Source organism: Gordonia sp. LMA484, from assembly GCF_058129505.1.
The window spans coordinates 2,211,266-2,237,580 of record NZ_CM176700.1 but is presented as its reverse complement, the minus strand read 5'-3'; the positions used below and the strand labels follow the sequence as shown (position 1 = coordinate 2,237,580).

The following is a 26,315-nucleotide window of genomic DNA, read 5'->3' as shown; positions in this document are numbered from 1 at the left end:
CAGAATGAGCACAAACGTTCTCGTGGCCTACGCCACCGCAGACGGGTCGACCGCAGAGGTGGCCGAGCGCCTCGGTCAGTACCTGCGGGATGCATCGATGCTCGTCAGCGTTGTGCCGGTTGCTGATCGGCCCGATCCGGCCGCCTTCGATGTCGTCGTGGCGGGCAGCCCGATCCACAATGGTGCGTTGTTGTCCGAGTTCGACGCTTTCGTCGACGACAACCTGGATGAACTCCGTCTTCGCCCCGTATGGCTGTTCTCGTTGGGCATGGGGCCGACACTGCGGGGTCCGGTCGGCGCGATCTTCCGCACCAAGGTTCCGCCCGCGATTGCGACGATGCGAGACCGCCTGGCGGCAGTCGACTACCACCCGTTCGCCGGAAGATTCGGGCGTCCGCCCGAACTGACGACCCGGATGCTGATGGGACTGATGGGCGCGCGGCCAGGCGACCATCGCGACTGGGCGGACGTCGAGCGGTGGGCATCGGTCATCCGACAACGCTCGGAAGCAGGAGCAAACACGTGATTTCGGGATAACATGTCGCCGACGAGAGGTGGGCATGTCCGAGACGTCGATGACCGAGGTACGTGGAGCTGACGGTGAGTCGATCCTGTTCGACGGAGCGACCGTATCGAAGTTCCGGCATCACGGCAAGGACGAGGCGGCCCGCAACCCTGTCTCGACTTTTCGTGAACTGCAGATCAAGGAAAAGACCTCGATGTTCGGCAAGCCGCGTAATCCGCGCCAGTTCACCGTGTTGCTCGCCATGTCGTCGATCATGAGTCTCACCGTCGACGAGGCGGGTAAGGCCGCCGTGGAAGCCATGGTGGCCGCGTTCCCGCGATGACCGCGCACGTCGGCGAGGAGGTTCACGTGCTCGGACCACTGCCTTTCCTGTTGCTGTCTGTTCGTGCTGAACCGGAGGCGGCCGAGGACGAGCACCGCTCGGTGCTCCGACTCGGCGGGTTGGCGCCCACAGAGCTGCACGCGGTCAATCTGACGCGGCGTCGGCTCGGACCCATCGATCTGCTCGACTGGTCCGGCATCATCCTCGGCGGCGGCCCGTTCAACGCGAGCGATCCCGTGGAGTCCAAGACCTCGACCCAGCTGCGCGTGGAGGACGAGCTCCTGGACCTGGTGGGCCGGGTCGTCGACGCCGACTTTCCTTTTCTCGGTTGCTGTTACGGGGTGGGCACGCTGGGGGTTGCGATCGGCGCGACCATCGACCGCACATTCGGCGAACCGGTGGGTGCGGTGAGCGTCACGCTGTCCACGGAGGGTCGGCGCGACCCCCTGTTCGCCGATGTTCCCGACACCTTCGACGCCTACGGGGGCCACAAGGAGGCCGCCACGACGTTGCCCGACAACGCAGTTCATCTCGCGTCCTCCGCCCAGTGCCCGGTTCAGGCGTTCCGGGTGGGCGCCAACGTCTATGCCACGCAGTTCCATCCCGAACTCGACGCCGACAGCTTGTCGACCAGGATCGACGTCTACCGCGATTTCGGCTATTTCGCCCCCGACGAGGCAGACTCACTGAAGATCGCCGCTCGCGAGCGCGACGCGCGGCATCCGGCGGCGATCCTGCGTCGATTCGTCGAGCGGTACCGTCGCGCGGCAGAGTGAGGGCTTGCGCGTCGCGTCCTCGCTGGTCGATCTCGATACGCCTCCTCACTACGTTCGTCGGCTACTCGATCCGCGGTAGGGTCCGCCCCTTTCCCCTGCTCGAGGGGCGCCACTTCGCTGGGCGAGGGGCACCACTCCTCTGGTCGTCGGGCACGCCCTTTTCCGCTGGTCGTCGGGCACGCCCTTTTCCGCTGGTCGAGTAGCCTGCGAGCCGCTAGGCGAGAAGGCGTATCGAGACCCGGTGATACCCGCCCTGACCTGCGTCGATCATTCTTGTCGGACCGATGTCGTAGATTGGCAACCAGCGAAATCGAAGCAGTGATGTGATGCCGGATCGGCCCCGCTGGGGGTCGGTCACTTTTCAGAGATATGTGGGACGTGTGGTTTCGCCGTGTCCATCTCTCTGAAAGGTGTTGTGCGGTGTCGGGTTCGGATTGGGCGTTGTCGTCGTGGTGGGGTGAGGCCTCGCCGTGGCCAGACCTGGCGCCGCGCTTCACCGGCGGGCTGCATGCCGACGACATCGCCGACGCCGACACCAACGACCTGTTGGGATCGATGGCCTCCACCCAGCGGGGTGCGGCGTATCTGGCCTGGCACAACTATCAGCTGGCCGCCGACCTGCACCGCCGTCTGGTGGGGCCCGACGAGCAGCGCGATCTGCTGGTGGTCGACGCTTTCGCCGATTGCGCCGCCCGCATCGCGTTGGCGCTGAGCATCTCCCAGACTGCCGCCGAAACACAGGTGCGGGAAGCCGTCGCGCTACGGGATCGGCTGCCACAGGTGGCCGAACGGTTGCGCCACGGGCAGATCGCGCCGGCGCGGGTGTCCTCGATCATCGCCCGCACCGATCTGCTCACCGGCCACGACGCGATGCCCGACGTGGATGCCGAGATCGCCGCCGAACTCGACCTGCATCGCGGCGCCTGGTCGGCCGAACGGCTCCGGGACATGGTGGATCGCATCGTGTTTCGCCACGACCCGGATGCGGTACGCGAACAACGCCGCCGTGCCCTCGCACAGCGGCGGATGTGGACCACACCGAAACCCGACGGCATGGCGAGTATCACGGCGACCATGTCGGCGGAGAATGTGCGCATTGCCGCCGCCGCGGTCACCGCGTTGGCCGCCGCAGCATGCCAACATGATGAGCGCACAAAACAGCAACGCGCCTCGGATGCCATGTTCGCGTTGCTGTCCGGTACCCGCTTCGAGTGCCGGTGTGGCCGCGACGACTGTGTCGCGCAGATACCCGAACCCGCCACGGTGCCGCCGGTCGATGCCAAGGTCGTCATCCACGTGGTCTGCGATGAAGCCACCCTGGAAGGCACCGCCGCCCACGCGGGGTGGATGGCCGGGCACGGCGTCATCTCCGATGAACATGTGCGCGACCTGGCCGCCCGCCCCGACGCGGTGGTCAAACACCTGGTGCCCAAGGGCACGCCGCAGAACCCGGACGGCACCTACACGCTGCCCGCGCATCTGCCGTCGAACCCGTACCGGCCCTCGACCGCGCTGGATACCTTCATCCGGATTCGCGACGGCTACAGCGTGGTACCCGGCAACAACACGTCGACATTCGCCCCCGGTGCCGATGTGGAGCATGTCGACGAATACGACCACACCGACCCGGCGGCAGGTGGGCAGACGGTGCCGGAGAATCTGAACATCAAAGACCGCTTCTTCCACCTCATCAAAACCTTCGGGGACTGGGTTGACGATCAGTACCGAGACCGGCGTGGCCGCTTACGCACCGAGTTCACCACCCCCGAAGGGCTGGTCATCGAGGGTGACCCCAACACCATGGAACCGCTTTTCCCCGGCTTGCGGCGCATCCGATTTGCAGCACCCGACCCACCCGCACCGCCAGACCACCCGAATCCACCGCCGACCCCACCCACCCGAGGGGTGACCCGGCTGGCAGCCAAACACGCCCGCAGACGACAAGAACGAACACGCAATCGCCGACGCCGCGAACGAGACGAGACCGACTGACGCAGTCGTGCCACGGCCACCAGCACCTCGACACGTTCGGACAAAGTCGTTGACTGAAGGGACCTCGACGGTACTGTGGTGTGTATCACATTGGTCTTGGAGGGAGCGCCATGGCAACGGTCGAGATGAAAGACCTCCACCGCAGCATCGCGGTGCTGCGGCATCACATCGTCACCCTGAAGGCGCGGTACGGCGACGTTGATGCCGTCCGCCGGATGACCAACGACCTCGACCGACTTGAGATCGACTTGCACGACTTAGAGCACGCGCCGCCACCGCTGCTCCGCGTGAGGAACAAGGACGACGTGGTGTACGTACCCGACAGCAAATCAGACGAGGCGGCGTGGCTCGGTGCGCAAGACGAAGGGTTGGGCTTCCACTCGCGTGAGCGAACGAAGTGAGCGCCCCCGCGACTGAGCGGGAGGCTACCGGGGTTTTCTCTCCGGGTCGGGCGCGCCTGGCGGCGCGGACTCTTCGAGTGGACAGATGGTGGCTGTCACCACTGCTGACGGTGCTGGGTTTGTCTGCGTTCATCGTCTACGCGACCGTGCGGTCGTTTGTGCGCAGCGCGTACTGGGTGGCCGACTACCACTACCTGACACCGTTTTACTCGCCGTGTTTGAGCGATTCGTGTGTCCCGGGATCGAGCCATTTCGGCACACCGTTTCCGGAACTGCCGATGTGGATCCCGCTCGGCTTTCTGGTTCTGCCGTTCCTGCTCGGCTTTCGCGTGACCTGTTATTACTACCGCAAGGCCTACTACCGTTCTGTCTGGTTCTCGCCACCGGCCTGTGCGGTCGCCGAACCCCACCGCCGGTACACCGGCGAGACGCGCCTGCCGCTGATCATCCAGAACGCTCACCGCTACTTCTTCTATGTGGCGGTGATCATTTCGGTCATCAACACCTACGACGCCATCATGGCGTTCCACGGCAAGGGCGGAGGCTTCGGCTTCGGACTGGGCAATGTGATCCTGCTGGTGAACGTGATCCTGCTATGGACCTACACCGTGTCGTGTCATTCGTGTCGGCATGTCACCGGTGGCCGGCTCAAGCACTTCTCGGCCCACCCGATCCGATACTGGATCTGGACCCAGGTGTCGAAGCTCAACACCCGGCACATGCAGTTCGCCTGGATCACGCTCGGCACGCTGGTGCTCACCGACTTCTACATCATGCTGGTGGCCAGTGACACCATCTCCGACCTGCGATTCGTGGGTTGATTCGTTGTCCTGAACGCAACTGTTGTTGCGCAATCGATCTCACAGTGGGGGTTGTTGGCTAGATGACCGAACCGGAACGCCACACATACGACGTCGTCGTCATCGGTGCCGGAGGTGCCGGCCTGCGGGCGGTGATCGAGGCCCGGGAGAAGGGTTATTCGGTGGCGGTGGTGTGCAAATCGCTGTTCGGCAAGGCGCACACCGTGATGGCCGAGGGTGGTTGTGCCGCGTCGATGGGCAACGCCAATTCGAAGGACAACTGGCAGACGCATTTCCAGGACACCATGCGTGGCGGCAAGTTCCTGAACAACTGGCGTATGGCGGAACTGCATGCCAAAGAAGCTCCGGATCGGGTCTGGGAACTGGAAACCTATGGCGCACTGTTCGACCGGACCGAAGACGGACGCATCGCGCAGCGCAATTTCGGTGGGCACACCTACCCGCGACTGGCCCACGTCGGTGACCGGACCGGCCTGGAACTGATCCGGACCATGCAGCAGAAGATCGTCTCGCTGCAGCAGGAGGATTACGCGGCCACCGGCGACTACGAGGCGCGCATCAAGGTGTTTGCCGAGTGCACCATCACCGAACTGCTCAAAGACGGTGATGCCATCGCCGGTGCGTTCGGTTACTGGCGCGAGTCCGGCCGCTTCGTGGTGTTCGAGGCGCCCGCGGTCGTGCTGGCGACCGGCGGCATCGGCAAGTCGTTCAAGGTGACATCCAACTCGTGGGAGTACACCGGCGACGGACATGCACTCGCGCTGCGGGCCGGCGCGAGCCTGATCAACATGGAGTTCGTCCAGTTCCATCCGACCGGTATGGTCTGGCCGCCCAGCGTCAAGGGCATCCTGGTGACCGAGGGTGTGCGCGGCGACGGCGGCGTCCTGAAGAACACCGACGGCAAACGCTTCATGTTCGACTACATTCCGCCGGTCTTCAAGGGGCAGTACGCCGAAACCGAAGAAGAAGCCGACAAATGGCTTGCCGACAACGACAGTGCGCGCCGCACACCGGATCTGTTGCCCCGCGACGAGGTTGCCCGGGCGATCAACGAAGAGGTCAAAGCAGGCCGTGGCACCGAACACGGCGGCGTCTATCTCGACATCGCGTCGCGCATGCCGACCGACGAGATCATCCGTCGCCTGCCCTCGATGCATCACCAGTTCAAAGAACTCGCCGACGTCGACATCACCGCCGAACCGATGGAGGTCGGCCCCACCTGTCACTACGTGATGGGTGGGATCGAAGTGGACCCCGACACCGGGGCGGCGCGGGTGCCGGGTCTGTTCGCGGCCGGCGAGTGTTCCGGCGGAATGCACGGCTCGAACCGGCTGGGCGGCAACTCCTTGTCGGATCTGCTGGTGTTCGGCCGGCGCGCCGGTCTCGGTGCGGCTTCCTACATCGAGGGGCTGGGGAACCGGCCAGCGGTGTCGGCGGCCGATGTGGACCGGGCGGCCGCGTTCGCGCTCGCGCCGTTCGAGTCGCAGACCGGCGGCAAGCCCGAGAACCCGTACACCCTGCACACCGACCTGCAACAGTCGATGAACGACCTCGTCGGCATCATCCGCAAAGAGGCCGAAGTGGCCGAGGCCATCGAGGTTCTCGACGACATCCGCTCGCGTCTGCCGGGCATGCAGGTGGAGGGCCACCGGCAGTTCAATCCCGGTTGGCATCTGGCCGTCGACCTGCGCAACATGCTGCTGGTCTGCGAATGTGTTGCCAAGGCGGCGTTGTTGCGCACCGAGAGCCGTGGCGGGCACACCCGTGACGACCATCCGGCGATGGACTCGGAGTGGCGCAACACGTTGCTGGTCTGTACCGCCGAACTCGGTGACGATGCGCCGGTGCCCGAGGTGACGGTGGTCAAAGAGGAGCAGACCCCGATGCGTCCGGATCTGTTGGAACTGTTCGATTTCTCCGAGATCGAGAAGTACTACACCGCTGGTGAGATCGCCGGCCACCCCGACGCCGGGGGGAACAAGGAGAGCTGACATGGGCTACGACGCGAAGTTCCGGGTGTGGCGAGGTGACGCCGATGATGGTGAGCTCCAGGACTATACGGTGCTGGCCAACGACGGCGAGGTGGTACTCGACATCATCCACCGGCTCCAGGCCACCCAGGCACCTGACCTGGCCGTGCGCTGGAACTGCAAAGCCGGCAAGTGCGGGTCGTGCTCGGCGGAGGTCAACGGCCGTCCCAAGCTGCTGTGTATGACCCGGATGTCGACCTTCACCGAGGACGAGGTCGTCACCGTCACACCGATGCGGACGTTCCCGGTGATCCGGGACCTGGTCACCGACGTCTCGTTCAACTACGCGAAAGCCCGCGAGATCCAGTCGTTCACTCCGCCGGAAGGATTGAAGGCCGGGGAGTACCGGATGAAGCAGGTCGATGTGCAGCGGTCGCAGGAGTTCCGCAAGTGCATCGAATGCTTCCTCTGTCAGGACACCTGCCACGTGGTCCGCGATCACGAGGAGAACAAGCAGAACTTTGCCGGGCCCCGTTTCCTGATGCGTGTCGCCGAACTCGACATGCACCCCCTCGACGTGGCCGAACGTCGCGATTCGGCGCAATCCGAGCACGGTCTGGGACTGTGCAACATCACCAAGTGCTGCACCGATGTGTGCCCTGAACACATCAAGATCACCGACAACGCACTGATCCCGATGAAGGAACGGGTGGTGGATCGCCGCTACGACCCGCTGGTGTGGCTGGGTAACAAACTGTTTCGTCGATAGACTCTGCGAATGTCCAGTCCTTTGGGGATCACCCCCGACGAGTCGCTGCGCAAGGGCCTGCAAAGCCGTCACATCAGCATGCTCGCGCTGGGCGGCGCCATCGGCACCGGCCTCTTTGTGGCGTCAGGCGCGACCATCGCCGACGCCGGTCCGGGCGGCGCCATCATGGCGTATCTACTCATGGGCGCCATGGTGTTCTTTCTCATGCAGAGTCTGGGGGAGATGTCGGCGTACATCCCGTGCAGCAATCCGTTCGAGGAGTATGGCAAACGGTTCGTGAGCAAGTCGTTCGGCTTCGCCGCCGGCTGGAACTATTGGTTCAACTGGTCGATAACCCTGGCCGCTGAGCTGGTTGCGGCGGGACTGATCATGAAGTACTGGTTGCCCGATGTGCCGTCGTGGATCTGGTCGGTGGTGTTCCTGGCGGGACTCCTCGCACTGAACCTGTTTGCGGTCAAGGCATTCGGTGAGGCGGAATTCTGGTTCGCCACGATCAAGGTGATCGCGGTGGTCGTCTTTCTCTTTGTTGGTGTGCTGTTGATCCTGGGTGTCGTCGGCGACATGCCCTCGCCCGGTTTCAGCAACTGGACCGTCGGTGATGCGCCGTTCGTGGATTGGCCGCTGGGCATGCTGTCGGTGTTTCTGATCGCCGGCTTCGCCTTTCAGGGCACCGAGATGATCGCGGTGGCCGCGGGGGAGGCCGTGGAGCCCAAGACCGCGATCCCGCGGGCCGTGCGCACCGTCTTTGTGCGCATCCTGCTGTTCTACGTGGGCACTCTGACGATCATCGCCTTTCTGATCCCGTACACGGATCCGAACCTGCTGAACGCCTCCGAGGAGAACATCGCGATCGCGCCGTTCACACTTGTGTTCTCCCAGGCGGGTATCTCCGTCGCCGCCTCGATGATGAACGCCGTCATCCTGATCGCCATCCTGTCCGCGGGTAACGCCAGCCTGTTTGCCGCCACCCGCGCGCTGTACGGTCTGTCGGTGGAAGGCAGCGCACCGCGGCTGTTCGGCTGGGTCACCCGGTCGGGTGTCCCGCTGATGGCGGTGGCCGCCACCACGGCGATCGGCGCGCTGTGTTTCACGGCCAGCCGGGTGGGTGACGGTCGCGCGTATGTGTGGTTGGTGACCGCGTCGTCGGTGGCGGGTTTCATCACCTGGATGGGAATCGCCTGGGCGCACTACCGCTTCCGACGGGCGTGGAACGTGCAGGGGCGCTCGCTCGACGAACTCCCTTACAAGGCGTGGTTGTACCCGGCAGGCCCGATCATCGCGTTGGTCATGTGTGTCGCCGTCATCGCGGGCCAGAATCTTCCCGCCATTCGCGACGGCAGCGCGGGAAACCTGGAACTGTGGCTGACCGCCTACGGGGCGCTGTTCGTGTTCCTCGCGTTCTGGTGGGGCCACAAACTGGTCACGCGTGCACCGACGGTTGATCTCCGTACCGCCGATCTGTCGCCCGCCGCGGCGGCGTCGGCGCACCGCGATCCCGATCCCGATCCCGAGCCGGTCCACTGATGCGGACCCCGGCGCTACGCTTTCATTCGGATTCTGTCTGACCGATCGCGGCGGGGCGCTATGCCGAGTGATGGTGGAGATCGCGGTAGGTTGTGTCCTACAGAAGCAATGAGCTACACATGAAACTCGATAGTCTCAGCGTCCGGTCAGCGCTGCGCGCACTGCCGCCACGGCAGCATCTTCGGTGCACGGTATGTTCACAGCCCCTGGATCCACAATGTACTGCAGCGCGACGCCGCGAACTATTCCTTCGACGACCGCCGCATACGCGACGGAATCTATCGAGCCGGCGATGCTGCCGTCCTGCTTGCCTCGTTCGATCCATCCGACCAGCTGATCACGCATCTCGGCGTAACGACCGGTCAACGCCTTCTTGACCTCGGGTTCGTCCGCTTCGGCGCTGACTGCGAGCACCAGCATGATGCTGGCCGGTTTGGAGTTGATCTCCAGACGACGAATATACGAGCTGACCATGGCCATCACTGCGTCCAGGCCCGTGCCGCTGGTGCCCGAGGATTCGAGAGCCTCGACGGCGAAAGTGTCACGCGTGGAGGAAATGACTGCTTCGATCAGCTTCGACTTGGATCCGAAGTGGTAGGTGACCAGGCCACGACTCACACCGGCCACTTCTTGAATCCGGGTGAACGTGGTGCGACGATAACCCTCTTCGGCAAGCAAGGTGATGGCTGCGGCAATGATGGACGCCCGTGCAGCGTCGCTGCGTTCGTCCTGTGTCGCGGTACGCGGTGTCGGCATGGATTGCATTGTTCCGGATCAGTTCTGCACAAGCTCGACGATGGTCGCGTTCGCGGTTCCACCTGTTTCGCACATGGTCTGCAAGCCATACCGAATCTGGTTGTCTCGCATGTGGTGGATGAGCTTGGTCATCAAGATCGCACCGGATGCGCCCAAGGGATGGCCCAACGCGATGGCCCCCCCGAGTGGATTCAGTCGCTCAAGATCAGCACCGAGGTCATTCAACCAGGCAAGAGGGACGGTAGCGAACGCCTCGTTCACCTCGTACGCCCCGATGTCACGCAGGCTGAGGCCAGAGCGACGCAGCACTTTCTCCGTCGCCGGTGTCGGACCCTCGAGCACTGTGATCGGGTCTGCTCCACTGACCGCACCGCTGTGGTACCGCACGAGTGGCTCGAGCCCGAGCGACTTCGCACGTTCGGAAGTGGTGACCAGCACTGCCGCGGCACCATCGGAGATCTGAGACGCATTCCCTGCGTGCACAACACCTTGCTCCCCGACAATCGCTTTCAGGCTCGCCAAGGATTCTGTCGTCGTTCCACGCCGCAGTCCCTCGTCACGAGAGACGATCGTGCCGTCGCCCGTGGTGACGGCCACGATCTGTTCGTCGAAGGCGCCCTTGTCGATCGCGGCAGCCGCCAGTTCGTGTGACCGTGCGCTGAACTCGTCAAGCATGTGCCGGCTCTGGCCCCGACGGGCCGCCATCAGTTCCGCGCCGTCGATCTGGCTGAAGTCTGATACCCCGTACCGTTCGAGCACAGTCGGACCATAGGGCTGGCCAACCGCTCGCGCTGCGCCGAGCGGCACTCGGCTCATGGTCTCCACGCCTCCCGCGACAACTATTTCCTGTTGTCCAGACATGACGGCATGTGCGGCATGGTCCAGGGCCTGCTGGCTGGACCCACAGGCGCGATTGATCGTTACCGCGGGAACGGAATGCGGCCAGCCCGCAGCCAGAACTGCAAACCTGCCGACATTGCTGGACTGATCGCCGAGCTGAGTGACGCAACCCCACTGCACGTCGTCGATGTCTTCGGGATCGACGCCAGTTCTCGCAACCAGCTCGTTCAGTACGACGGCGGACAGATCAGTGGGGTGCAGGCTTGAGAGCGCACCGTTGCGTTTGCCGATTGGCGTGCGAACAGCGGCGACGATCACTGCGTCCGGCATGAGTATCTCCTTGGGTCGGTCGGCGCGCTCATGCGCCGGTCCAGATTGGCGGTCGCTTCTCGGCAAACGCGCGCGCACCCTCGGCGGCGTCGGCAGACGAGAAGACGGGGTCGGTGATCTGTCGCTGTCGCTCGAACAGTTTGTCTTGGTCCCAGCGAGCGGATTCTTCGGCGATGCGCTTTGTGGCGGCCACTGCGAGTGGTGCGTTCGCGGCGATGCGCTGGGCCAGGCTCATTGCCGCTGCGAGCGCGCCGCCATCTTCGACTACTTCGTTGACAAGACCGAAGTGGTGGGCGCGCGGTGCGGTCAGCGCTTCGCCGGTGAGTAGCACTTCGAGCGCGACCGCTCGTGGCAATCGGCGGGGCAGGCGGATGGCTCCGCCCGCCCGGGCGATGAGTCCGCGACGGACCTCGGGAAGTCCGAATCGAGCACTGGCACCGCAGACGACGAGGTCACACGCCAGGACCAGTTCGAAACCCCCTCCGAGCGCCCAGCCTTCGACTGCCGCCAGCAGTGGCTTCGACGGCGGCTTCTCGGCAAGTCCGCCGAATCCACGCCCCTCGACGGTCGCCGACTGGCCTTGGGCCAGACGCTTGATGTCTGCTCCCGCGCAGAACGTCTCTGGCGATCCGGTGAGTACTCCGACCGCGAGATCATCCCGCGAGTCGAGTTCGTCGAGGCACGCCGCGATAGCCTGGGCCATCTCGAGGGTCATGGCGTTGCGGCTCTGTGGGCGGTTCATCGTCATGATGACGACGTTGCCGACCTCCGTTGTAGTCAGTTCCCCGCTGGATTCGTTCATCGGGGTGCCATGCGGATTGATCCGTCGAGCCTGATGGTCTCTCCGTTCACGTATCCATTCTCGAGCAGCTCGACGGCCAGACGGGCGTATTCCTCAGGCGCTCCAAGCCTTTTCGGGTACGGAACGGACTGGGCGAGACCTTCGCGGAGGTCGTCGCGGAGTCGCGCAAGCATGGGTGTGTCGAAGAGTCCGGGTGCGATCGTATTGACCCGAATGCCCCACGACGCCAGATCGCGCGCAGCGACGAGCGTGATGCCATGGACCGCCGCCTTGGACGCTGCGTAGGAGGTTTGTCCTACCTGCCCGTCGAACGCAGCCACCGACGCGGTCAAAACGAAGGCTCCTCGGCTTCCGTCCTCGAGCGTGTCGTTCCCAGACATTCGAGCGGCGCACAACCGTAAGACGTTGTATGTCCCAAACAGGTTCGTCTGCACGACGTCGACAAACGATGTCATGGGCGCCGGCGAACGGTCGCGGTCGATGATCCGGAGGCGGTCGCCACCGCGTCCGGCCGTGTGCACCACAGCGCGCAGCGGTCCGGCATCTTGCGCTGCGTCAAGCGCCTTGTTGACCTGCTCCTCGTCGAGGATGTCCGCTGCCAGGAAGGTCGCACCCGCGGCGGCGGCCGCGTCTCGATCGGCAGTCGGCAGATCCGCGACGAAAACCGTTGCGCCCCTCTTGATCAACGCGGTGGTGGACGCAAGTCCGAGGCCTGAGGCACCCCCGGTGACCAGAGCTACTGAACCCGTCAGATCCATGATGTCCTTCCGATTGGTCGTGGTGGAACCCGAGTCTTGCATCTTCTTTGCTGGATGTCCAGTAAGCGTGTATCGTCCTTGCTCATGGTCAAGACAACGGATCGGTCCGCGTACCGGATGACGGTAAACGGCAAAGACTATGACTCCAGTGATCATTTCGATGTTCTCGACCCGTCGACGGGGCGGGTGTTGGGGCAGTCACCTGCGCTGTCGGTAGACGACCTCGACAGCGTCTTCATGGCTGCCGAATCTGCGTATCAGAGCTGGCGTGCCGACGAAGTGGTGCGTCGCCGCGCACTGGCTGCCGCGGCTACGGCGCTCGAGGATGCGCAGGATGATCTGGCAGCGTTGTTGACGGCTGAACAGGGCAAACCGCTCAAGGAAGCTCGCTCAGAGATCAAGGTCAGTGCTCAGTGGTTTCGGTACTATGCCGATCTCGAAGTGCCCCGCGAGATCGTTCGTGACGACGAGCGAGGGTATGAGGAGGTTCTTCATCGGCCGCTGGGCGTAGTCGCCGCGATCACGCCGTGGAATTATCCGATCACGTTGGCCGTCTGGAAGATAGCGCCTGCACTACGGGCTGGAAACACCATCGTGGTCAAACCATCGCCCTACACGCCGTTGACCACACTCGCGGTAGGCGAGTGTTTGCGTGGAGTCTTCCCGGACGGTGTGTTGAATGTGATCGCTGGGGTGGAGCCCCTCGGTGCGGCGATGGTGTCACATCCGGTACCCCGCAAGGTCACCTTCACCGGCTCAACCGCGGTGGGCAAACATGTCGCCGTGGGCGCGGCAAGCGATCTGAAGCGTGTGACACTCGAACTAGGCGGTAACGATCCCGCCATCGTGCTGCCGGACGTGGATATCGAGCGCACCGCCAAGAGGCTGTTCTGGGCAGCATTTCGGAACTCAGGACAGACGTGCTTTGCCGTCAAGAGGGTGTACGTGCACGACAGCGTGCACGACGAGTTTGTTGACGCGATCGCAGGCGTTGCCCGGTCCGTGAGGGTTGACGAAGGTACGGCGGACGGAGTCGACCTCGGACCGCTCAATAACGAGCCGCAGCTGACTCACGTGACCGATCTGGTGCAGGATGCGTTGCGGTGTGGTGGTCGTGCTGCGGCAGGCGGAAGCAGAATCGATCGACCAGGCTTCTTTTTCGAACCGACCATCATCGACCAGGTCGATGATGGCGTCAGACTCGTCGACGAAGAGCAGTTCGGCCCGGTGTTGCCGATCGTGAAGTATCGACAAGTGTCCGATGCAGTGGCGCGAGCCAATCGCTCTCAATACGGGTTGACATCGTCAGTGTGGTCCGCCGACGCGTCCCATGCCCTCGACATCGCCGGCGAACTCGACAGTGGGCAGGTCTCGATCAACAGCCATGGCGGTGGCGTACAACCACACTTGCCCTTTGGTGGTCACAAGCAGAGTGGTGTCGGAGTCGAAAACGGTCTGTACGGGCTTCGCTCCTTCACAGATCCGAAAGTCGTGGTCGGCCCAGGGCGCCCACATCCGGCCTCGGATGCGCAGGGACAGCGGTGAGCGCCGAGACGATAGCCGACCGCCGGGGACCCCTGTCCGACGTGACCGTTGTTACCGTCGAGCAGGCTGTCTCGGCGCCGATGTGCACCCGGACACTCGCTGATCTAGGTGCACGAGTGATCAAAATCGAGAATCCCAAGGGGGGAGACTTCACCCGCCAGTTCGATGATGTCGTTCACGGCATGGCCGCTCACTTTGTCTGGGCGAACCGTGGCAAAGAGTCGGTCGGCCTCGATCTGAAGACTCCTGCGGGTATCGATGTCATGCATCGACTTCTCGAGTCCGCCGACGTGCTGGTGTCCAATTTGACGCCCGGTGCCACACGCCGACTCGGTCTCGATCCGGAAACGCTGGCCGAACGTTATCCGCGCCTCATTGCCTTGGAGATCTCGGGCTACGGCCAGGACGGTCCCATGGCACACAAGCGCGCCTACGACCTGCTGATCCAAGCCGAAAGTGGGGCCTGCGCGGTAACCGGACGGCCGGGCGAACCGGCGAAACCAGGCCCCGCTGTGGTCGACGTGTCCGCCGGGCTGTATGCCGCGATCACGATTTTGGCTGCCTTGCACAACCGCGATCGCACTGGCACAGGAGCGAGCTCATCCGTCGCAATGTTCGATGCGGCAACAGAGTTGATGGGATATTCGTTGACGCACGCCCGATACTCGCAGTCGGAGCTCCCGCCCGTTGGTATGGGCGCGCCGGCGCTGGCTCCGTACGGCGCGTACCTCGCCAGTGACGGGCAGACGGCGGTACTCGGCACCACCAACGACGGCGAATTCAAGAGATTGGCGGCAATGATGGGACAACCAGAGCTCGCAAGCGACGAGCGCTTCCGGCGAAACATCGACCGGGTTGCCCGGCGAGAGGAGATCGACGAGATCGTGGCAGCGTGGTGCGCGACTCGGACCTTGGACGATATTCAGTCCGCCGCTGAGGAGTTCGGTATCGGCAATGCCCGATACAACACGCCGCTGGAAGTCGTGGAACACCCCGACCTTGCGGCACGTGGACGATGGAAGCACGTATCCTCGCCCGTCGGAGAACTGACAGCACTGCTGCCCCCGTCGGTGATCTCCGGCCACTCGCCGTGGATGGGTCCGGTCCCTGCCCTGGGAGAACATACCGACGCTGTACTCGCTGAACACGGCGTCGAGCCTGACGAGATGAGTTCAATGCGTGAGGTCGGTGCGATATGACGGCATCCATCACCGCGGTGCGTGCCTTGATGCGCGACACCCGGGTCATTCTCGACGGTCTCGATGCCGAAGATTGGGCCCTTGACAGCGGCTGCCATGGCTGGCGCGTCCAGGATCTGGTTGCCCACCTGGCCTTCTTCCTGCACACCATCGCCGAACCACGATTGCCCTTGCCGCCGAATCCTCTTGGCACGATCGAGTCGCTGAACGACGCTGCAGTGATCGAGCGCGCGGACTGGTCACCGAGTCAGACGTATGAGTACTACAACACTCAGGCCGAGCGAGGGTTGCAAGCACTGGAGGCTCAGCAGAGCGAACCGCTGGCCTCAAAGTCAATACGTCTCGGCGAACTCGGTTCGTATCGACTGGCCCAATTCGCGGATGCTGTTGCGTTCGACCATCTCGTCCACGTGACGTGCGACCTGCTGGCGCCCTATGGCCCGGTGACTGGACGGGTCGACATCGCCGAAAGCATCGACCCGGCAATCAACTGGATGTTGGCGGGTCTACCCCAGATGCGCACGGCGTCGATGCTGCTGGTCCTGCGCGACGATCCAGTGGGAGTCCGGATCGTGGGTGAAACCGAGCGGGGGTTCACGCTATCCCGAGTCGGTGAGAACGTCACCCTGACCGAAACCGCCGATCTGCCGCCGGACACGGCTACCACCCGCGCCGCGGACTTCCTGCGTTGGGCAACGAAGCGTTCAGCCTGGCGTCCCGTCGTCACGATTGACGGACGCCGCGAGCGCGTGAGTCCGATCCTGGATGCCCTTCAGGTCATCTGACCTGGCCACCATCACGTTCACTTCAACGGAGGTTCCACATGCAGTATCTAGACGGCCGAGTAATCATCGTTACAGGCGCCGCCAGCGGGTTCGGCCGCCTGATCGCCGAGCGATGCGCCGCGGGAGGCGCCAAGATCGTCGGCATCGACCTCAATGAGGCGCATCTGGTGAAGGCCGCCGAGGCCATCCGCGAGGCCGGGGGAGAGATCACGTCCTTTGCGGCCGATGTCACTGACTTCGATCAGATGCAAGCCGCTGCCCAGCATGCGGTCGCCACCTACGGCGCGATTGACGTCATCGTGAACAACGCCGGCATCATGCCGCTCGCGTACTTTTCTGATCACGCCCGTGCGATCGAGAAGTGGCATCGGGCGATCGATATCAATATCAAGGGCGTACTCAACGGCATCTGCGCGGTCCACGACCAGATGATCGAGCAAGGGCGCGGGCAGGTGGTCAACATCTCGTCCATCTACGGCAACGCAGGCATCGAAGGCGCGGCCGTCTACAGCGCGACCAAAGCGGCTGTTGCCACCTTGTCGGACTCGCTCCGAATCGAGGCGCAAGGAAAAATCAAGGTCACCACGGTGAGGCCCACTGGTGTATTCGGGACCAACCTACACAAGGAAATGGTGGATCGATCGGCGCTCGTCGGTCTCGTGGGGCAGCGGGCTGAAACCTTTAACGGTCGGATGTCGGCCTACATGCGGGGCGAGATGCCGGAGGAACTGAAAGACCGCGATTCGGTGGAATACTGGCTCATCACCCCAGACGACCTGGCCGAAGCCGTAGTCCACGTCATCGACCAACCATGGGGAATCAGCATCAGTGACATCACCGTTCGCGCCAGTGGCGAAGACTACGTCTATTAGTACGCACGCTACGCGCGGGTCCGCGGTGCCGGGACCTGAACCATTGATCGTGAGATCTGGTCGGCGTTGAGACCCTGTCGTCCCATAGCCCTTATCGGGACGGTCCCACCGAGTCGCTCTTGTGCCATACTGGACTGTATTGCGGACCAGCATGGTGGCTATGTGGTACAGGGGAGATGAGATGCGGAGCGTTCGGACGACGTTCACGGTGCTGGAAGCGGTTGCCGACAACCAGCCTATCGGGCTGAGCGCTCTTGCCCGTCTACTCGAACTCCCGAAGAGTACGGTCCAGCGCAGCTTATCCGTCCTGGCCGAGACCGGCTGGATACGTGCGGATACTTCGCGCGACGCCACGCGGTGGAAGCTCGGCGAGCGTGTCCGCACCCTGGGGGAGCGTGTTGACAATCTCGGCGAGCTGCGAGCTTGTGCCTTGCCGTCGATGACACAGTTGAATATTTCTACTCTCGAAACGGTACATCTGGGTGCGCTGAATGGCGATCACATGCGGCTCATCGAACGGATGGACAGCAAGCACGCTCTGCGGCTGGTCCAACCGATCGGCACACAGTCTCCCCTGCATGCCTCGTCCACCGGCAAAGCGATACTGGCGCACCTCGATGATGCCGAAATCGACGCCTATCTCGAAGGTGACCTCGAGCGGATCACGGATCGTACACTTGTAGATCCCACGAAGTTGAGAGTTGATCTCCGCGAGATCAAGCGACGCGGGTACGCGATCGCAGACCAAGAATTGGTCAGTGGGATTATTTCGGTCGCCGCCCACATCACCTCTGAGGGTGGCCAACCCATCGCCGCGCTCAGCGTATCTGGTCCGCAATCGCGGATGGAGTCGGAAGTGCACACTTTCGGAGAACAGGTTGTCGCCGCTGCGGCAGAGGTCAGCAACGGCCTCGCAGCCCGAAACTCTTCACGACTCTTGGGAGCGACTGTTCAAAGCGCTACCGCGAGCTGATCAGCGAGAAGCGATGCGGCACACCATGTGCACCGAAGTGCCGGTCGAACTGGCGTGCATGGGTGACCTGGCCCCGCCTGCCGGCACCAGACGCAACGGCTGTGTGGCGTCTTCCCGTTCGATGATTGTCACGACCGCTCGTTCCGGGACGGCCAGGTGAACCGTTTCTGATGTATGGCTGCTGAGTCGCTGTCGTCTCAGGATAGTCAGCGTCAATTCACACACAGGGTCAACGTGATCGACTGTGTCGAGAAGCCGCACGGCTTGATCCGCGACCACCCATCGAGCTGAGCCAGGACGTCGATGTTGCGTTCGACGGCGCTCTTGGGGTGTTAATGGCCATGACAAAGTCCCTATGGTGGCCAGATAAAATTCCCCGCCCTGTGTTCGTCGTGTCGACCCGGACTGAAGCCCAGGCGATGACGGTGAAGGTGCCAAAAACACCATCACCGCCTGGGAGTTCCATTGAAGTCTGCGAAGGACCGTATCCGGGTGACTATCTGGCCATCGACTGGGCCACCGTCGGTAAAACCATCGAAGCACTGCTGCGCCAGGATTTGCTCATCATCGATGAAGTCGGATTCGCCCCGCTCGACGACACCGGCAACCGACTGCTGTTCCGGCTCGTCGCCGGCGCATACGAACGCCGGTCCCTGGCGATCGCCTCGCACTGGCCGTTCGAAAAAGCGCACTTGTTCGCGCGAACGTGTGCGCACTGGCACCGAAACTGCACGGGTTCGGGTGTGGATCGTCAGGTGTGCTGCGGTAGTCGGTCTGGGTCGACGTGGTCGTTGAGGTAGATCAGCGCGCCTTCGGGTCGCATGCCGAAGGCCGCGGCGACGAGTTTCGGGTCGAGGGTGTTGACCAGATCGGCCAGGCGGGTGGTGCGCAGCAGCTTGGGCGACACGTCGCACGGGTCGAGCAAATGGGTCAGGTAGGCCTCGGAGGCGGGTCGTCGGTCGGCCTTGGTGCCGCGGGTGACGAGCAAGTGCGGGTTGTCGGTGTGCAGTCGGTCGCGGTGGGCCAGGCAGCGTTGCAGAGCGGCCCAGCTGACCGGGTCCAGTGGTACCGGGTGTGGTCGCTGCCCGAGCCGGATCGATCGAGCACCGTCGTCGATGTGATCGATCTGCAGTGTGCGTACTTCGCGGTTGGATGCGCCGTGCAACAGGGCCAGTAGCCCCATCAGGGCCTCATGGGGGTGGGTGTCGGTATCGGTGCTCCAGCGCCGAAACAGGTCCCGCTGGTGGTCGATCGTCAGGGTGGGGCCGCGAAACGCTCGGTAGCGTTTCGCGGATAGGCCGCTGGTGGGGTCGATGAGTAGCACGTGGCTGGTGTGGGCGAAGCGGAAGAATTGGCGTAGAACCGTCAGCCGGCGTGCTTGGTTGTTCGGTGAGGCGGCGAGAAACGCTTCGATGTCGGCAACCTCGACGAGAGCCCAATCCTGTTTGCCGCGTTGGGAATCGAGGAAGACCGCGAGATCTCGGACGATCGCCAACGCCGTCTCGATGGTGCGGTCGGCGCGGGGCCGGGTATGTGCCCGCCGCGCACGTTCGCGGGCACGGAGCATCGACTCGGCAAAATCTGCAGCTGCACAACGCATCCCGGGTGGTACGGCATCGATCCGTTTCTGCCGGCGGTCGGCGGCGAGTCGCTCGGGCTGGTCGGTGGCCATCGCCAGGCCGCGGTCAGTGAAGAACGTCTCCAGCGCGCGGGCCAGCGTTCCCATCGACCGGCCGGGCCGGCGGGCCCGCTCGAGCACACGCTGCGGATGGTTGGGGTGGTCGTCGTCGAGTAGCCGAGCCAGCGTGGTGATCAGTCCGCTTGCGCGAGCCGGGCAATGCCGGGCGGCCAGATACGCGACGAAGTCCTCGAGCCAGTCCGGCGGCTCGGCGAGCCGGGCGGCGAGGGTCTCGCCCCGCACGAACGGCCGGTCCGGGTTGCGCTGCCAGCAACGAGAACACAGGCCATGTCCGACGTGGCGACGGAGCTGGCCGCAGGACACACAGATCCGGGGCGGGTCCTTGGCCGGGCCCGGACGTGAGCACAGCCCGCACCACCCGGTCGAATCCCGCAGATAGCCGGGCTTGCCGCAACGCGGGCACAGCGACTTCGCGGCGGCGCGCTCGGCGCGTCTGCGGCACCCTCGACACAACGGCTCGTCACGAAATCGGGTCGGGTTGCCGCAGGCAGCGCAGCGGCGCGAGCACACCGCGCAGCGGCCGGTCGCCGCGAACAGCACCCGGTCACGGGCGCAGCCCGGGCATCGCTCCTTCGCCTGCTGCGCGCGTATCCGGCGGATACAGCGGCAGCAGTGCTCGCGGTCGCGGTATCCGACCGGGGCGCCACACTCGACGCAATCACGTTGCCGCTTACCCATTCCCGCGCTCCAGGTCGTGTGCTCACATCGGCGGCATCGACCGGCCCCGCACGGTGGCCGCCGGCTCGGAGCTGACCGGTCGGGCCGCCTCAGCGGGCTGCTCGACCGGCGCGGTGTCGATCTCGAACAGGTCATCGGGGGTGCACTGCAGTGCGGTGCACAGCGCGATCAGCGTCGACAACTTGACCTGGCTGGGTTCCTTGGTGAACAGCGCCGACACCGACGCCGCCGACATCTGCATCCCCGCTCGCTCCGCGAGCAACCGCCGCAACTCGGTCGCGGTCCACACCTCACGCTGGGCCGCCGCCATCCGCAACCGCCACCGGATCCTCATACCGTTGCGTCCTCCGCGTCCTCCGCGCCGAGCTCGGCCAACGTCGAGGTGACCGCACGCCGGTAGGCGTCCTCGATGAACGTCGCCGACGGACGCACATACCGCATCGTCGAGCCGACCGTCCAGTGACCCAGAAGCTGTTGTATTGCAACCAAATCCACGCCACGCTCGTAATTGTGCGTGGCGCACGCCCGGCGCAGCGCGTGCGGGCTGAACCGTTCCACCGCCGGCCGACCCTCCAACTCCATCAGATACCGCAGCCGGTTGCGGATCGTGCCACGATGCAACGCACCACCCGACTCGTCAGCGAACAGCACCACCGAGTCGGGAAACTTGGGCCGCACCTCGGCCAGAAACCAGCCCAACAACACGTCCAACCCATCGAGCATCGGTACCCACCGCGGCCGCGGACCCGACATATGCGCCCCCTTCCCGAACCGCACATGCAGCTTGCCGAACGGTCCCCGCCCGAAATGGACATCGGCGACCTCCAGTAACGACGCCTCCTCCGACCGTAGACCCGCGTGATACAGCGTCCGGAACATCGCGTAGTCCCGCGCCGCCGGCGCATACTTGCGGGCCGTGGCGATCCTGGACTTCAAGAACTCGAAGAACTCACCCACCCGTTCCGGACTCGGCGGCGGCGCGACCGCCGGCGAATCGTCCCCCACATGCCGCGACGCGTTGAACTCGTCGATCGGACACACCAACCGCACCCCGAACGCCGCCTCGATCTCGGCCGCCTTCCGGGTCTGCAAGAACCGATGGAACCCCTTGAAGATCTGCACGTACTCACGCCGCGTCGCCGCCGAGAGACCCGCCACCGCCAACTCCCCAACCACACGATCGACGTCCTCGCTGGTGACCTCCCACGCCGGACACCCCAACGCCGACAACGTCCGCTCCAACAACCCGACATCATTGTCGATCGTCACCGGACTGAACCCCCGCGCCCGCCACGACGCCACAAACGCATCCACGCATTGTTGTTGAAACACAGCAGGATCGGCCACGACCGGCTCGACCGGGACGGCGCCACCGGAAATCACCCGCAGACCCTCCATCGCCGGCACACCTTCTTCCCACTTAACTGGTTCAGGTAGCACCTAACATATCTCGATCCCACCTTGAAAACAGGGAGGACACGCAGAGCGCCCTAAAGCCCAGCTAGCAGCACATTTCCCCCGAGACGAACAAGTGCCAGCCCCATATGACTGGGACCGGTTCCTACCCGAGCACACCACCGCCGCCAGCATCCTCGACCGACTGCTGCACCGCGCCACGATCGTCGTCACCGACGGCGACTGCTACCGCATGAAACACGAACGGAGGCCCATCACACCTGAACTACCCACACAGGGCGGGAGCGGCGGCAAGGCAATCTGCGAGACCGCGTCTCGACAAATCGCCGGGGCACTTGTTGTCTGCACCGGATTGCTGCTGGCGATCACGTTACTGTTCGACGAACCTACTCTTGGCCCAATCACCGTGTGGGTCTTGGCCCTCCACGATTGGCTGCTTGCTGGTCAGTAGCCATCGTCCCTCTGCGTCGCGGGTCAACGTATCGTGCCAGCGACCCCAGTGATCCGGCTGGGCCTTGTCAGAAAAGGCCATGAAGAAGCTGTCAGCCACCGCGTTGGATTCATCCGTGAACTCGATAGCGATCGTGGTGATGTGGTGTCTCACGTACACGGGTGGATTGTCGTCGGCGATGCGGTACAACTCTGCTGGTGGCACCTGCGACCCGTCGGGTAGGACGAAGACTCCGTCAGGGGTGAACAGCGCCGCGAGTTCGAGTAGATCTGCCCCTTCCCGTGCGAGGAAGGCGTAGCGATGTAATACATCGCTGATTGCTCCGCGTGCGGCGGAGTAGTTTTCAGATCCCAGGTCGAGCGTCGCCATCTTTCATTCCCTTCATTCGGTCCACTTTAGGGACCGACGGTCCTTGATGTGGTTCACAGTGTGCGCAAACTACCGCCTGCCCGTCAAGAGTGTCGAAGATGCCCGGCCAAAACGGTCCAGATAGCGGACCAGTTGACCGCTAAGCGGTCCTCGCTTACTGTCGGGCGTGGGACGTGCTCTGCATCACATCTGTTGTTTTGCATTCGTGGTCGCCGGTGCGTGCACCAGCCGCCGACGACTGCGTGGTCTCGGTCGGAGAACTTCGCTCGCCGTGGGCCAGTGGTGGCTCCAGTTACGCGTAATCGCGTACTCCCGGTGGACTGCGCGGAAGCCAACAGGGAGGCGGGCCCGCATGGTGACCCTCATAGCCACTCAGAGGAAGAGAAGGAATAGATGACCCAAATCAGCGAGTTCGCAGCAGCCATCACGCCTGAACAGCTGTGGCACGACCCATATCCGATCTACGAGCGTATGCGAGCAGAAGGCGTCGAATGGATTCCGGCTCTCAACTGCTATCTCGTTTCCCGATACGAGGACGTGCTGTACGTCGAGAAGCATCCTGAGATCTTCTCGGCAGAGGAGCCCGAGGATGAACCGACGCCTGCCAGCAGGGCGATCGGTGGTGTCTCGGTGATCTCAACGGACGGCGATCCGCACGCGCGATTGCGCCGAGCCGCGGAGTCCGCTCTCCGTCCCAACGTGATCAAGAAGCATTGGATCCCGACCTTTCAGCAGAATGCAGATTCACTCATCGACAAGTTCGTGGCAGCAGGGGCGGGTGACTTGTACGAGGATTTCGCCGCGCCGCTGTCGGTCATGAACCTCAACGCACTGCTCGGCCTGCGTGGTGTGCCATATCCGGAACTGCAGGTCCATTCTCAGAATCTCGTGGCCGCTGGTGGCAACGTGGCCGACGATCCGGAAGTCTGGGCGCGCTGTGCGCAGACCAACGAGATTCTTGACGTGAGCATCGAGGCGACTATCGAAGCCGTCAAGCGGGATCCGGACAACTCAATCGTCTCTGCGATGGTTCACGCCGAAGACCCCCTGTCGGTCGACGAGATCAAACGTAATCTGAAGGTCTTCATCGGTGGGGGCATCAACGAGCCGCGTGATGCGATTCTCTTGAGCACCTATGGATTGCTGTCCAATCCCGACCAGCTGCGTGATGTTCTTGCGCAGCCTGATCTGTGGAAGCAAGTGTTCGAGGAGGCCGTTCGATGGGTCGCGCCGCTGTCCGTCTATTTCAAGCGGATCGCAACTCCGACGACCCTTGGCGGACAAGCGCTCAAGCAAGGCGACTTGATCGTGGCGTCAGTTGCGTCGGCGAACCGGGATGAATCCATGTTCGTCAACGCCGACGTCTTCGACATTCATCGCCCCAAGGTCACCCACCTGTCCTTCGGAAGCGGCGCCCACTTCTGCATGGGTGCGTGGGCGTCCCGACTCTCCATTGGCCAGGTCGCACTGCCGACGCTCTTCCGCCGGCTACCGAATCTCCAACTTGCGGGTGAGGTGCCGTTCGAAGGGTGGGCTTTCCGGGGCCCGACGCGCCTCGACGTGACGTGGACGCCGCCGGAAACGAGCTGACGAGTCACACCGCGACCCATTCGGACGGCGCGCACTCACCGAACCGCTTCCAGGTCATGCACCGGCCGGGAGGGCGGGGCTCCACGAGCTCGGTGAGGGTCGGAGCCAAAAATGTTGTACGAGAACGCTAGTCGGCGGCCGCACCGTGAGTAGGGTCGGCTGACGGCTATGCAATGGGCGATCGGGACAACGGTCTCGATCGCCCATTGTGATCGCTCGTCCGCGGTGGTTTGCGTGACTGCCGGCGCGGGACTGGAGTGGAGGCGGGGTGCGTCGCGTCCACTCATCGGGCCGAATAGCGGACCGGTTGACCACAATGCAGTCCGGGACGTACGATTGCCTCGATGTGCGTCGGATCACATCATGCAGAGGGTTCTGCAGCGTACGAGTCGTGGTTTCGGTGTGGCCGGCCAGAACGGTCTCAGACGTCAAGAAACAGCGCTACGCGCAATAGGCACAGGAGTTAGCAAAGTGGATACCCAAGTGGTTGTCGTTGGTGGCGGACCGGCAGGAATGTGGTTGGCAGCGGAACTGCGAACAGGGGGAGTCGATGTCACTGTTCTCGAGAAGGACTTGGCGCTCAATCCCCAGGCGCGCGGAGTGACCGTTCATCCGCGAACACTGGAGACCTTCGACATGCGCGGCATGGTGGAGACCTTCATAGCGGAGGGAACTCAGATCCCGGGTGCCAGCTTTGCGCAAATACCAACGCTGATTTCCTACGCAGGTCTCGATACCGACTTCAACTTCATTCTCGGCCAGCCGCAGGCGCGGACGACGACCTTGATCGAAGCTCGCGCAGTCGAGCTCGGCGCCGACATCCGACGCAGCAACGAAGTCAAGGCAATCGAAGCGTCTGACGACGGGGTCGTGCTGTCCGTAGCGGGCCCCGACGGCGACTACACACTGCGCGCGCAGTATGTCGTCGGCTGCGATGGGACGAACAGCATGGTTCGCGAGTCTGCACATATCGGGTTCCCGGGCACCGACCACTCAGTGACAATCTGGTGCGGTGACGTACTCCTCGACGATCCAATCGACACCCCGTTCCTCGAGGAGTGGAATCTCAACGGCACCGTCGTCACGATCGCGTTGCCCTCGGGAGTCCGTCGCTTCATCGGCATGACGCCCGACGATGTCCAGCCGGGGTGGCCAGGCTCCTTCACTTTCGAGGAGCTGCGGTCGAAGGTGAAGGCCGTCCTCGGCAGTGACTACGGAATGCATTCCCCGAGTTTCCTCGCCCGAACCGGGAACAGCAGCCGTCTCGCCGACTCCTATCGGAGCGGTCGGATTCTGCTCGCCGGTGATTCCGCCCATCGTCACTTCCCACTCGGCGGAATGGGCATGAACACCAGCATTCAGGACTCGATGAACCTCGGCTGGCGGCTGGCCCGGGTGGTCAGAGGGCTTGACCCGGAATCCACCTTGGACACCTACGCCGCTGAGCGTCGGCAGGTCGGACTTGACCTCCTCGAGATGACGCAGGCCCAAACCACAATGACCGTCTCTTTCACCGAGGACGGGGCACAGCTCCGGTCGCTCTGGTCCAAAATGCTGAGCGAACACCCGGAGATGGTTGACGCGCTCGCTGAACGCTACGCCGGATTCCGGGTGTCCTACGCCCGGACGACCGCGGAAGGACACGTTCTCGAGGGTTGTCGGGCACCGAACCTTGACTTTGCGGGCACGGAAGATCGCCTCCACACACTGCTCAGAGACGGCCAATTCGTATTGCTGGACCTACAAAGCAGCGTCGCTCAGGCCGTTGATCAGAAGACTCAAACGGACCAGATGAGAGTCCATGTGGGTCCCCTCGGATCGCCAGAAAAGCGGCCCGAATGGGCCAGTGTCACAGCCGCTCTCATCCGACCCGACGGGTACGTTGCGTGGGCGACAAATGAGCGCGACTCGGATCGTGCGTCCGCGGAGTGCAAAGCGGCACTGGACCAGTGGGTCTGCAAGGTGCCTGCGACCGTCTAGTGCGCGGATAATTGAACTGGTTGATCGGGCTGCCCTGCTTGCACCGCTCGCTGCAGGCGGCCCGACTTCCAGTCCGTCGAGTGCCAGGCCCTTCGTCTGATCTCCCTGTGCTGCCTGCCTCCTCATCATCATGCGCAGCCTGTGAACGGCGATGAAGCTGTTGTACGAAAT

At 63.6% G+C, this 26,315-nt stretch carries 25 protein-coding genes and 1 pseudogene; 18 read left to right on the top strand and 8 right to left on the bottom strand.

What is annotated here, in order from left to right:
* The first annotated feature begins 4 nt into the window (after positions 1-4).
* The 9 genes from AC4AMJ_RS09730 (at position 5) to AC4AMJ_RS09690 (ending at position 9,101) form a co-directional block, all read left to right on the top strand.
* Complete coding sequence (locus AC4AMJ_RS09730) at positions 5-526, top strand: flavodoxin domain-containing protein (protein ID WP_489896048.1); 522 nt, start codon at positions 5-7, stop codon at positions 524-526.
* 34 nt (positions 527-560) lie between these two features.
* The gene (locus AC4AMJ_RS09725) at positions 561-848 is read left to right on the top strand and encodes a hypothetical protein (protein WP_489896047.1); all 288 of its coding nucleotides are present in this window, start codon (positions 561-563) and stop codon (positions 846-848) included.
* Between the two features lie 26 nt (positions 849-874).
* Positions 875-1,624 carry a glutamine amidotransferase gene (locus AC4AMJ_RS09720; protein ID WP_489917946.1) on the top strand — a complete coding sequence of 250 codons (750 nt, stop codon included), beginning with the start codon at positions 875-877 and terminating at the stop codon, positions 1,622-1,624.
* Between the two features lie 420 nt (positions 1,625-2,044).
* The gene (locus tag AC4AMJ_RS09715; RefSeq protein WP_489917945.1) at positions 2,045-3,616 is read left to right on the top strand and encodes a DUF222 domain-containing protein; all 1,572 of its coding nucleotides are present in this window, start codon (positions 2,045-2,047) and stop codon (positions 3,614-3,616) included.
* Between the two features lie 110 nt (positions 3,617-3,726).
* Entirely contained in the window at positions 3,727-4,017 is a 291-nt protein-coding gene (locus tag AC4AMJ_RS09710) for an Rv0250c family protein (RefSeq protein WP_489917944.1), read from the top strand.
* Entirely contained in the window at positions 4,014-4,838 is an 825-nt protein-coding gene (locus AC4AMJ_RS09705) for a hypothetical protein (RefSeq protein WP_489917943.1), read from the top strand. Before AC4AMJ_RS09710 ends, AC4AMJ_RS09705 begins: the two co-directional genes overlap by 4 nt.
* A 62-nt stretch (positions 4,839-4,900) precedes the next feature.
* Positions 4,901-6,829, top strand: a complete 1,929-nt coding sequence (locus AC4AMJ_RS09700) for a fumarate reductase/succinate dehydrogenase flavoprotein subunit (RefSeq protein ID WP_489917942.1) — start codon at positions 4,901-4,903, stop codon at positions 6,827-6,829.
* 1 nt (position 6,830) lies between these two features.
* The gene (locus tag AC4AMJ_RS09695) at positions 6,831-7,577 is read left to right on the top strand and encodes a succinate dehydrogenase/fumarate reductase iron-sulfur subunit (RefSeq protein WP_489917941.1); all 747 of its coding nucleotides are present in this window, start codon (positions 6,831-6,833) and stop codon (positions 7,575-7,577) included.
* Between the two features lie 9 nt (positions 7,578-7,586).
* Positions 7,587-9,101, top strand: a complete 1,515-nt coding sequence (locus AC4AMJ_RS09690) for an amino acid permease (protein ID WP_489917940.1) — start codon at positions 7,587-7,589, stop codon at positions 9,099-9,101.
* Between the two features lie 135 nt (positions 9,102-9,236).
* Here the strand turns inward: AC4AMJ_RS09690 and AC4AMJ_RS09685 are convergent, their stop codons facing one another.
* Genes AC4AMJ_RS09685 through AC4AMJ_RS09670 form a run of 4 tightly spaced genes read right to left on the bottom strand, consistent with a single transcriptional unit; the run spans position 9,237 to position 12,587 of the window.
* Positions 9,237-9,857 carry a TetR/AcrR family transcriptional regulator gene (locus tag AC4AMJ_RS09685; RefSeq protein WP_489917939.1) on the bottom strand — a complete coding sequence of 207 codons (621 nt, stop codon included), beginning with the start codon at positions 9,855-9,857 and terminating at the stop codon, positions 9,237-9,239.
* 18 nt (positions 9,858-9,875) lie between these two features.
* The gene (locus AC4AMJ_RS09680) at positions 9,876-11,027 is read right to left on the bottom strand and encodes a thiolase family protein (protein ID WP_489918407.1); all 1,152 of its coding nucleotides are present in this window, start codon (positions 11,025-11,027) and stop codon (positions 9,876-9,878) included.
* Positions 11,028-11,055: 28 nt separating this feature from the next.
* A complete protein-coding gene (locus AC4AMJ_RS09675) occupies positions 11,056-11,829 on the bottom strand; it encodes a crotonase/enoyl-CoA hydratase family protein (protein WP_489917938.1) in 774 nt (257 codons plus the stop codon).
* Positions 11,826-12,587, bottom strand: a complete 762-nt coding sequence (locus tag AC4AMJ_RS09670) for an SDR family NAD(P)-dependent oxidoreductase (RefSeq protein ID WP_489917937.1) — start codon at positions 12,585-12,587, stop codon at positions 11,826-11,828. Before AC4AMJ_RS09670 ends, AC4AMJ_RS09675 begins: the two co-directional genes overlap by 4 nt.
* A gap of 84 nt (positions 12,588-12,671) precedes the next feature.
* Between AC4AMJ_RS09670 and AC4AMJ_RS09665 the strand changes: the two genes are divergently transcribed.
* The 6 genes and pseudogenes from AC4AMJ_RS09665 to AC4AMJ_RS09640 all read left to right on the top strand — a co-directional run.
* A complete protein-coding gene (locus tag AC4AMJ_RS09665) occupies positions 12,672-14,132 on the top strand; it encodes an aldehyde dehydrogenase family protein (protein WP_489917936.1) in 1,461 nt (486 codons plus the stop codon).
* Complete coding sequence (locus AC4AMJ_RS09660; protein ID WP_489917935.1) at positions 14,129-15,331, top strand: CaiB/BaiF CoA transferase family protein; 1,203 nt, start codon at positions 14,129-14,131, stop codon at positions 15,329-15,331. The genes AC4AMJ_RS09665 and AC4AMJ_RS09660 overlap by 4 nt, the downstream gene beginning before the upstream one ends.
* Positions 15,328-16,116 carry a maleylpyruvate isomerase family mycothiol-dependent enzyme gene (locus tag AC4AMJ_RS09655; RefSeq protein WP_489917934.1) on the top strand — a complete coding sequence of 263 codons (789 nt, stop codon included), beginning with the start codon at positions 15,328-15,330 and terminating at the stop codon, positions 16,114-16,116. Before AC4AMJ_RS09660 ends, AC4AMJ_RS09655 begins: the two co-directional genes overlap by 4 nt.
* 38 nt (positions 16,117-16,154) lie before the next feature.
* Entirely contained in the window at positions 16,155-16,988 is an 834-nt protein-coding gene (locus AC4AMJ_RS09650) for an SDR family oxidoreductase (RefSeq protein ID WP_489917933.1), read from the top strand.
* Positions 16,989-17,169: 181 nt separating this feature from the next.
* Positions 17,170-17,961 (top strand): IclR family transcriptional regulator, encoded by a 792-nt coding sequence (locus AC4AMJ_RS09645; RefSeq protein WP_489917932.1) that lies wholly within the window; start codon positions 17,170-17,172, stop codon positions 17,959-17,961.
* A gap of 518 nt (positions 17,962-18,479) precedes the next feature.
* Positions 18,480-18,647, top strand: a pseudogene (locus AC4AMJ_RS09640) (ATP-binding protein); the annotation flags it as partial.
* A gap of 65 nt (positions 18,648-18,712) precedes the next feature.
* Here AC4AMJ_RS09640 and AC4AMJ_RS09635 read toward each other — a convergent pair.
* Genes AC4AMJ_RS09635 through AC4AMJ_RS09625 form a run of 3 tightly spaced genes read right to left on the bottom strand, consistent with a single transcriptional unit; the run spans position 18,713 to position 21,736 of the window.
* On the bottom strand, positions 18,713-20,338 hold the full coding sequence (locus AC4AMJ_RS09635; RefSeq protein ID WP_489897343.1) for a tyrosine-type recombinase/integrase: 1,626 nt from the start codon (positions 20,336-20,338) through the stop codon (positions 18,713-18,715).
* 22 nt (positions 20,339-20,360) lie between these two features.
* Positions 20,361-20,672: a helix-turn-helix domain-containing protein gene (locus AC4AMJ_RS09630; RefSeq protein ID WP_489895640.1), complete on the bottom strand. Its 312-nt coding sequence runs from the start codon at positions 20,670-20,672 to the stop codon at positions 20,361-20,363.
* On the bottom strand, positions 20,669-21,736 hold the full coding sequence (locus AC4AMJ_RS09625; RefSeq protein WP_489895637.1) for a tyrosine-type recombinase/integrase: 1,068 nt from the start codon (positions 21,734-21,736) through the stop codon (positions 20,669-20,671). The genes AC4AMJ_RS09630 and AC4AMJ_RS09625 overlap by 4 nt, the downstream gene beginning before the upstream one ends.
* A gap of 133 nt (positions 21,737-21,869) precedes the next feature.
* On the opposite strand from AC4AMJ_RS09625, the gene AC4AMJ_RS09620 reads away from it, so the two are divergent.
* Entirely contained in the window at positions 21,870-22,205 is a 336-nt protein-coding gene (locus AC4AMJ_RS09620) for an ATP-binding protein (protein WP_489917931.1), read from the top strand.
* Here AC4AMJ_RS09620 and AC4AMJ_RS09615 read toward each other — a convergent pair.
* Positions 22,125-22,574 (bottom strand): nuclear transport factor 2 family protein, encoded by a 450-nt coding sequence (locus AC4AMJ_RS09615; protein ID WP_489917930.1) that lies wholly within the window; start codon positions 22,572-22,574, stop codon positions 22,125-22,127. The two genes, AC4AMJ_RS09620 and AC4AMJ_RS09615, sit on opposite strands and share 81 nt — an antisense overlap.
* Before the next feature lie 393 nt (positions 22,575-22,967).
* Between AC4AMJ_RS09615 and AC4AMJ_RS09610 the strand changes: the two genes are divergently transcribed.
* Together AC4AMJ_RS09610 and AC4AMJ_RS09605 are read left to right on the top strand one after the other, a co-directional pair.
* Positions 22,968-24,164, top strand: coding sequence for a cytochrome P450 (locus AC4AMJ_RS09610; RefSeq protein WP_489917929.1), 1,197 nt, complete (start codon positions 22,968-22,970; stop codon positions 24,162-24,164).
* 402 nt (positions 24,165-24,566) lie between these two features.
* Positions 24,567-26,144: an FAD-dependent monooxygenase gene (locus tag AC4AMJ_RS09605; protein WP_489917928.1), complete on the top strand. Its 1,578-nt coding sequence runs from the start codon at positions 24,567-24,569 to the stop codon at positions 26,142-26,144.
* Positions 26,145-26,315 lie beyond the last annotated feature (171 nt).

What these genes read in the sequence shown, in the direction of transcription:
- AC4AMJ_RS09670 (WP_489917937.1), bottom strand. Translation starts at nt 12,587, where the DNA reads ATGGATCTGACGGGTTCAGTAGCTCTGGTCACCGGGGGTGCCTCAGGC.
- AC4AMJ_RS09725 (WP_489896047.1), top strand. Translation starts at nt 561, where the DNA reads ATGTCCGAGACGTCGATGACCGAGGTACGTGGAGCTGACGGTGAGTCG.
- AC4AMJ_RS09630 (WP_489895640.1), bottom strand. Translation starts at nt 20,672, where the DNA reads ATGAGGATCCGGTGGCGGTTGCGGATGGCGGCGGCCCAGCGTGAGGTG.
- AC4AMJ_RS09730 (WP_489896048.1), top strand. Translation starts at nt 5, where the DNA reads ATGAGCACAAACGTTCTCGTGGCCTACGCCACCGCAGACGGGTCGACC.
- AC4AMJ_RS09700 (WP_489917942.1), top strand. Translation starts at nt 4,901, where the DNA reads ATGACCGAACCGGAACGCCACACATACGACGTCGTCGTCATCGGTGCC.
- AC4AMJ_RS09685 (WP_489917939.1), bottom strand. Translation starts at nt 9,857, where the DNA reads ATGCCGACACCGCGTACCGCGACACAGGACGAACGCAGCGACGCTGCA.
- AC4AMJ_RS09625 (WP_489895637.1), bottom strand. Translation starts at nt 21,736, where the DNA reads ATGGAGGGTCTGCGGGTGATTTCCGGTGGCGCCGTCCCGGTCGAGCCG.
- AC4AMJ_RS09665 (WP_489917936.1), top strand. Translation starts at nt 12,672, where the DNA reads ATGGTCAAGACAACGGATCGGTCCGCGTACCGGATGACGGTAAACGGC.
- AC4AMJ_RS09710 (WP_489917944.1), top strand. Translation starts at nt 3,727, where the DNA reads ATGGCAACGGTCGAGATGAAAGACCTCCACCGCAGCATCGCGGTGCTG.
- AC4AMJ_RS09610 (WP_489917929.1), top strand. Translation starts at nt 22,968, where the DNA reads ATGACCCAAATCAGCGAGTTCGCAGCAGCCATCACGCCTGAACAGCTG.
- AC4AMJ_RS09680 (WP_489918407.1), bottom strand. Translation starts at nt 11,027, where the DNA reads ATGCCGGACGCAGTGATCGTCGCCGCTGTTCGCACGCCAATCGGCAAA.
- AC4AMJ_RS09615 (WP_489917930.1), bottom strand. Translation starts at nt 22,574, where the DNA reads ATGGCGACGCTCGACCTGGGATCTGAAAACTACTCCGCCGCACGCGGA.
- AC4AMJ_RS09675 (WP_489917938.1), bottom strand. Translation starts at nt 11,829, where the DNA reads ATGAACGAATCCAGCGGGGAACTGACTACAACGGAGGTCGGCAACGTC.
- AC4AMJ_RS09645 (WP_489917932.1), top strand. Translation starts at nt 17,170, where the DNA reads ATGCGGAGCGTTCGGACGACGTTCACGGTGCTGGAAGCGGTTGCCGAC.
- AC4AMJ_RS09635 (WP_489897343.1), bottom strand. Translation starts at nt 20,338, where the DNA reads ATGGGTAAGCGGCAACGTGATTGCGTCGAGTGTGGCGCCCCGGTCGGA.
- AC4AMJ_RS09695 (WP_489917941.1), top strand. Translation starts at nt 6,831, where the DNA reads ATGGGCTACGACGCGAAGTTCCGGGTGTGGCGAGGTGACGCCGATGAT.
- AC4AMJ_RS09650 (WP_489917933.1), top strand. Translation starts at nt 16,155, where the DNA reads ATGCAGTATCTAGACGGCCGAGTAATCATCGTTACAGGCGCCGCCAGC.
- AC4AMJ_RS09655 (WP_489917934.1), top strand. Translation starts at nt 15,328, where the DNA reads ATGACGGCATCCATCACCGCGGTGCGTGCCTTGATGCGCGACACCCGG.
- AC4AMJ_RS09690 (WP_489917940.1), top strand. Translation starts at nt 7,587, where the DNA reads ATGTCCAGTCCTTTGGGGATCACCCCCGACGAGTCGCTGCGCAAGGGC.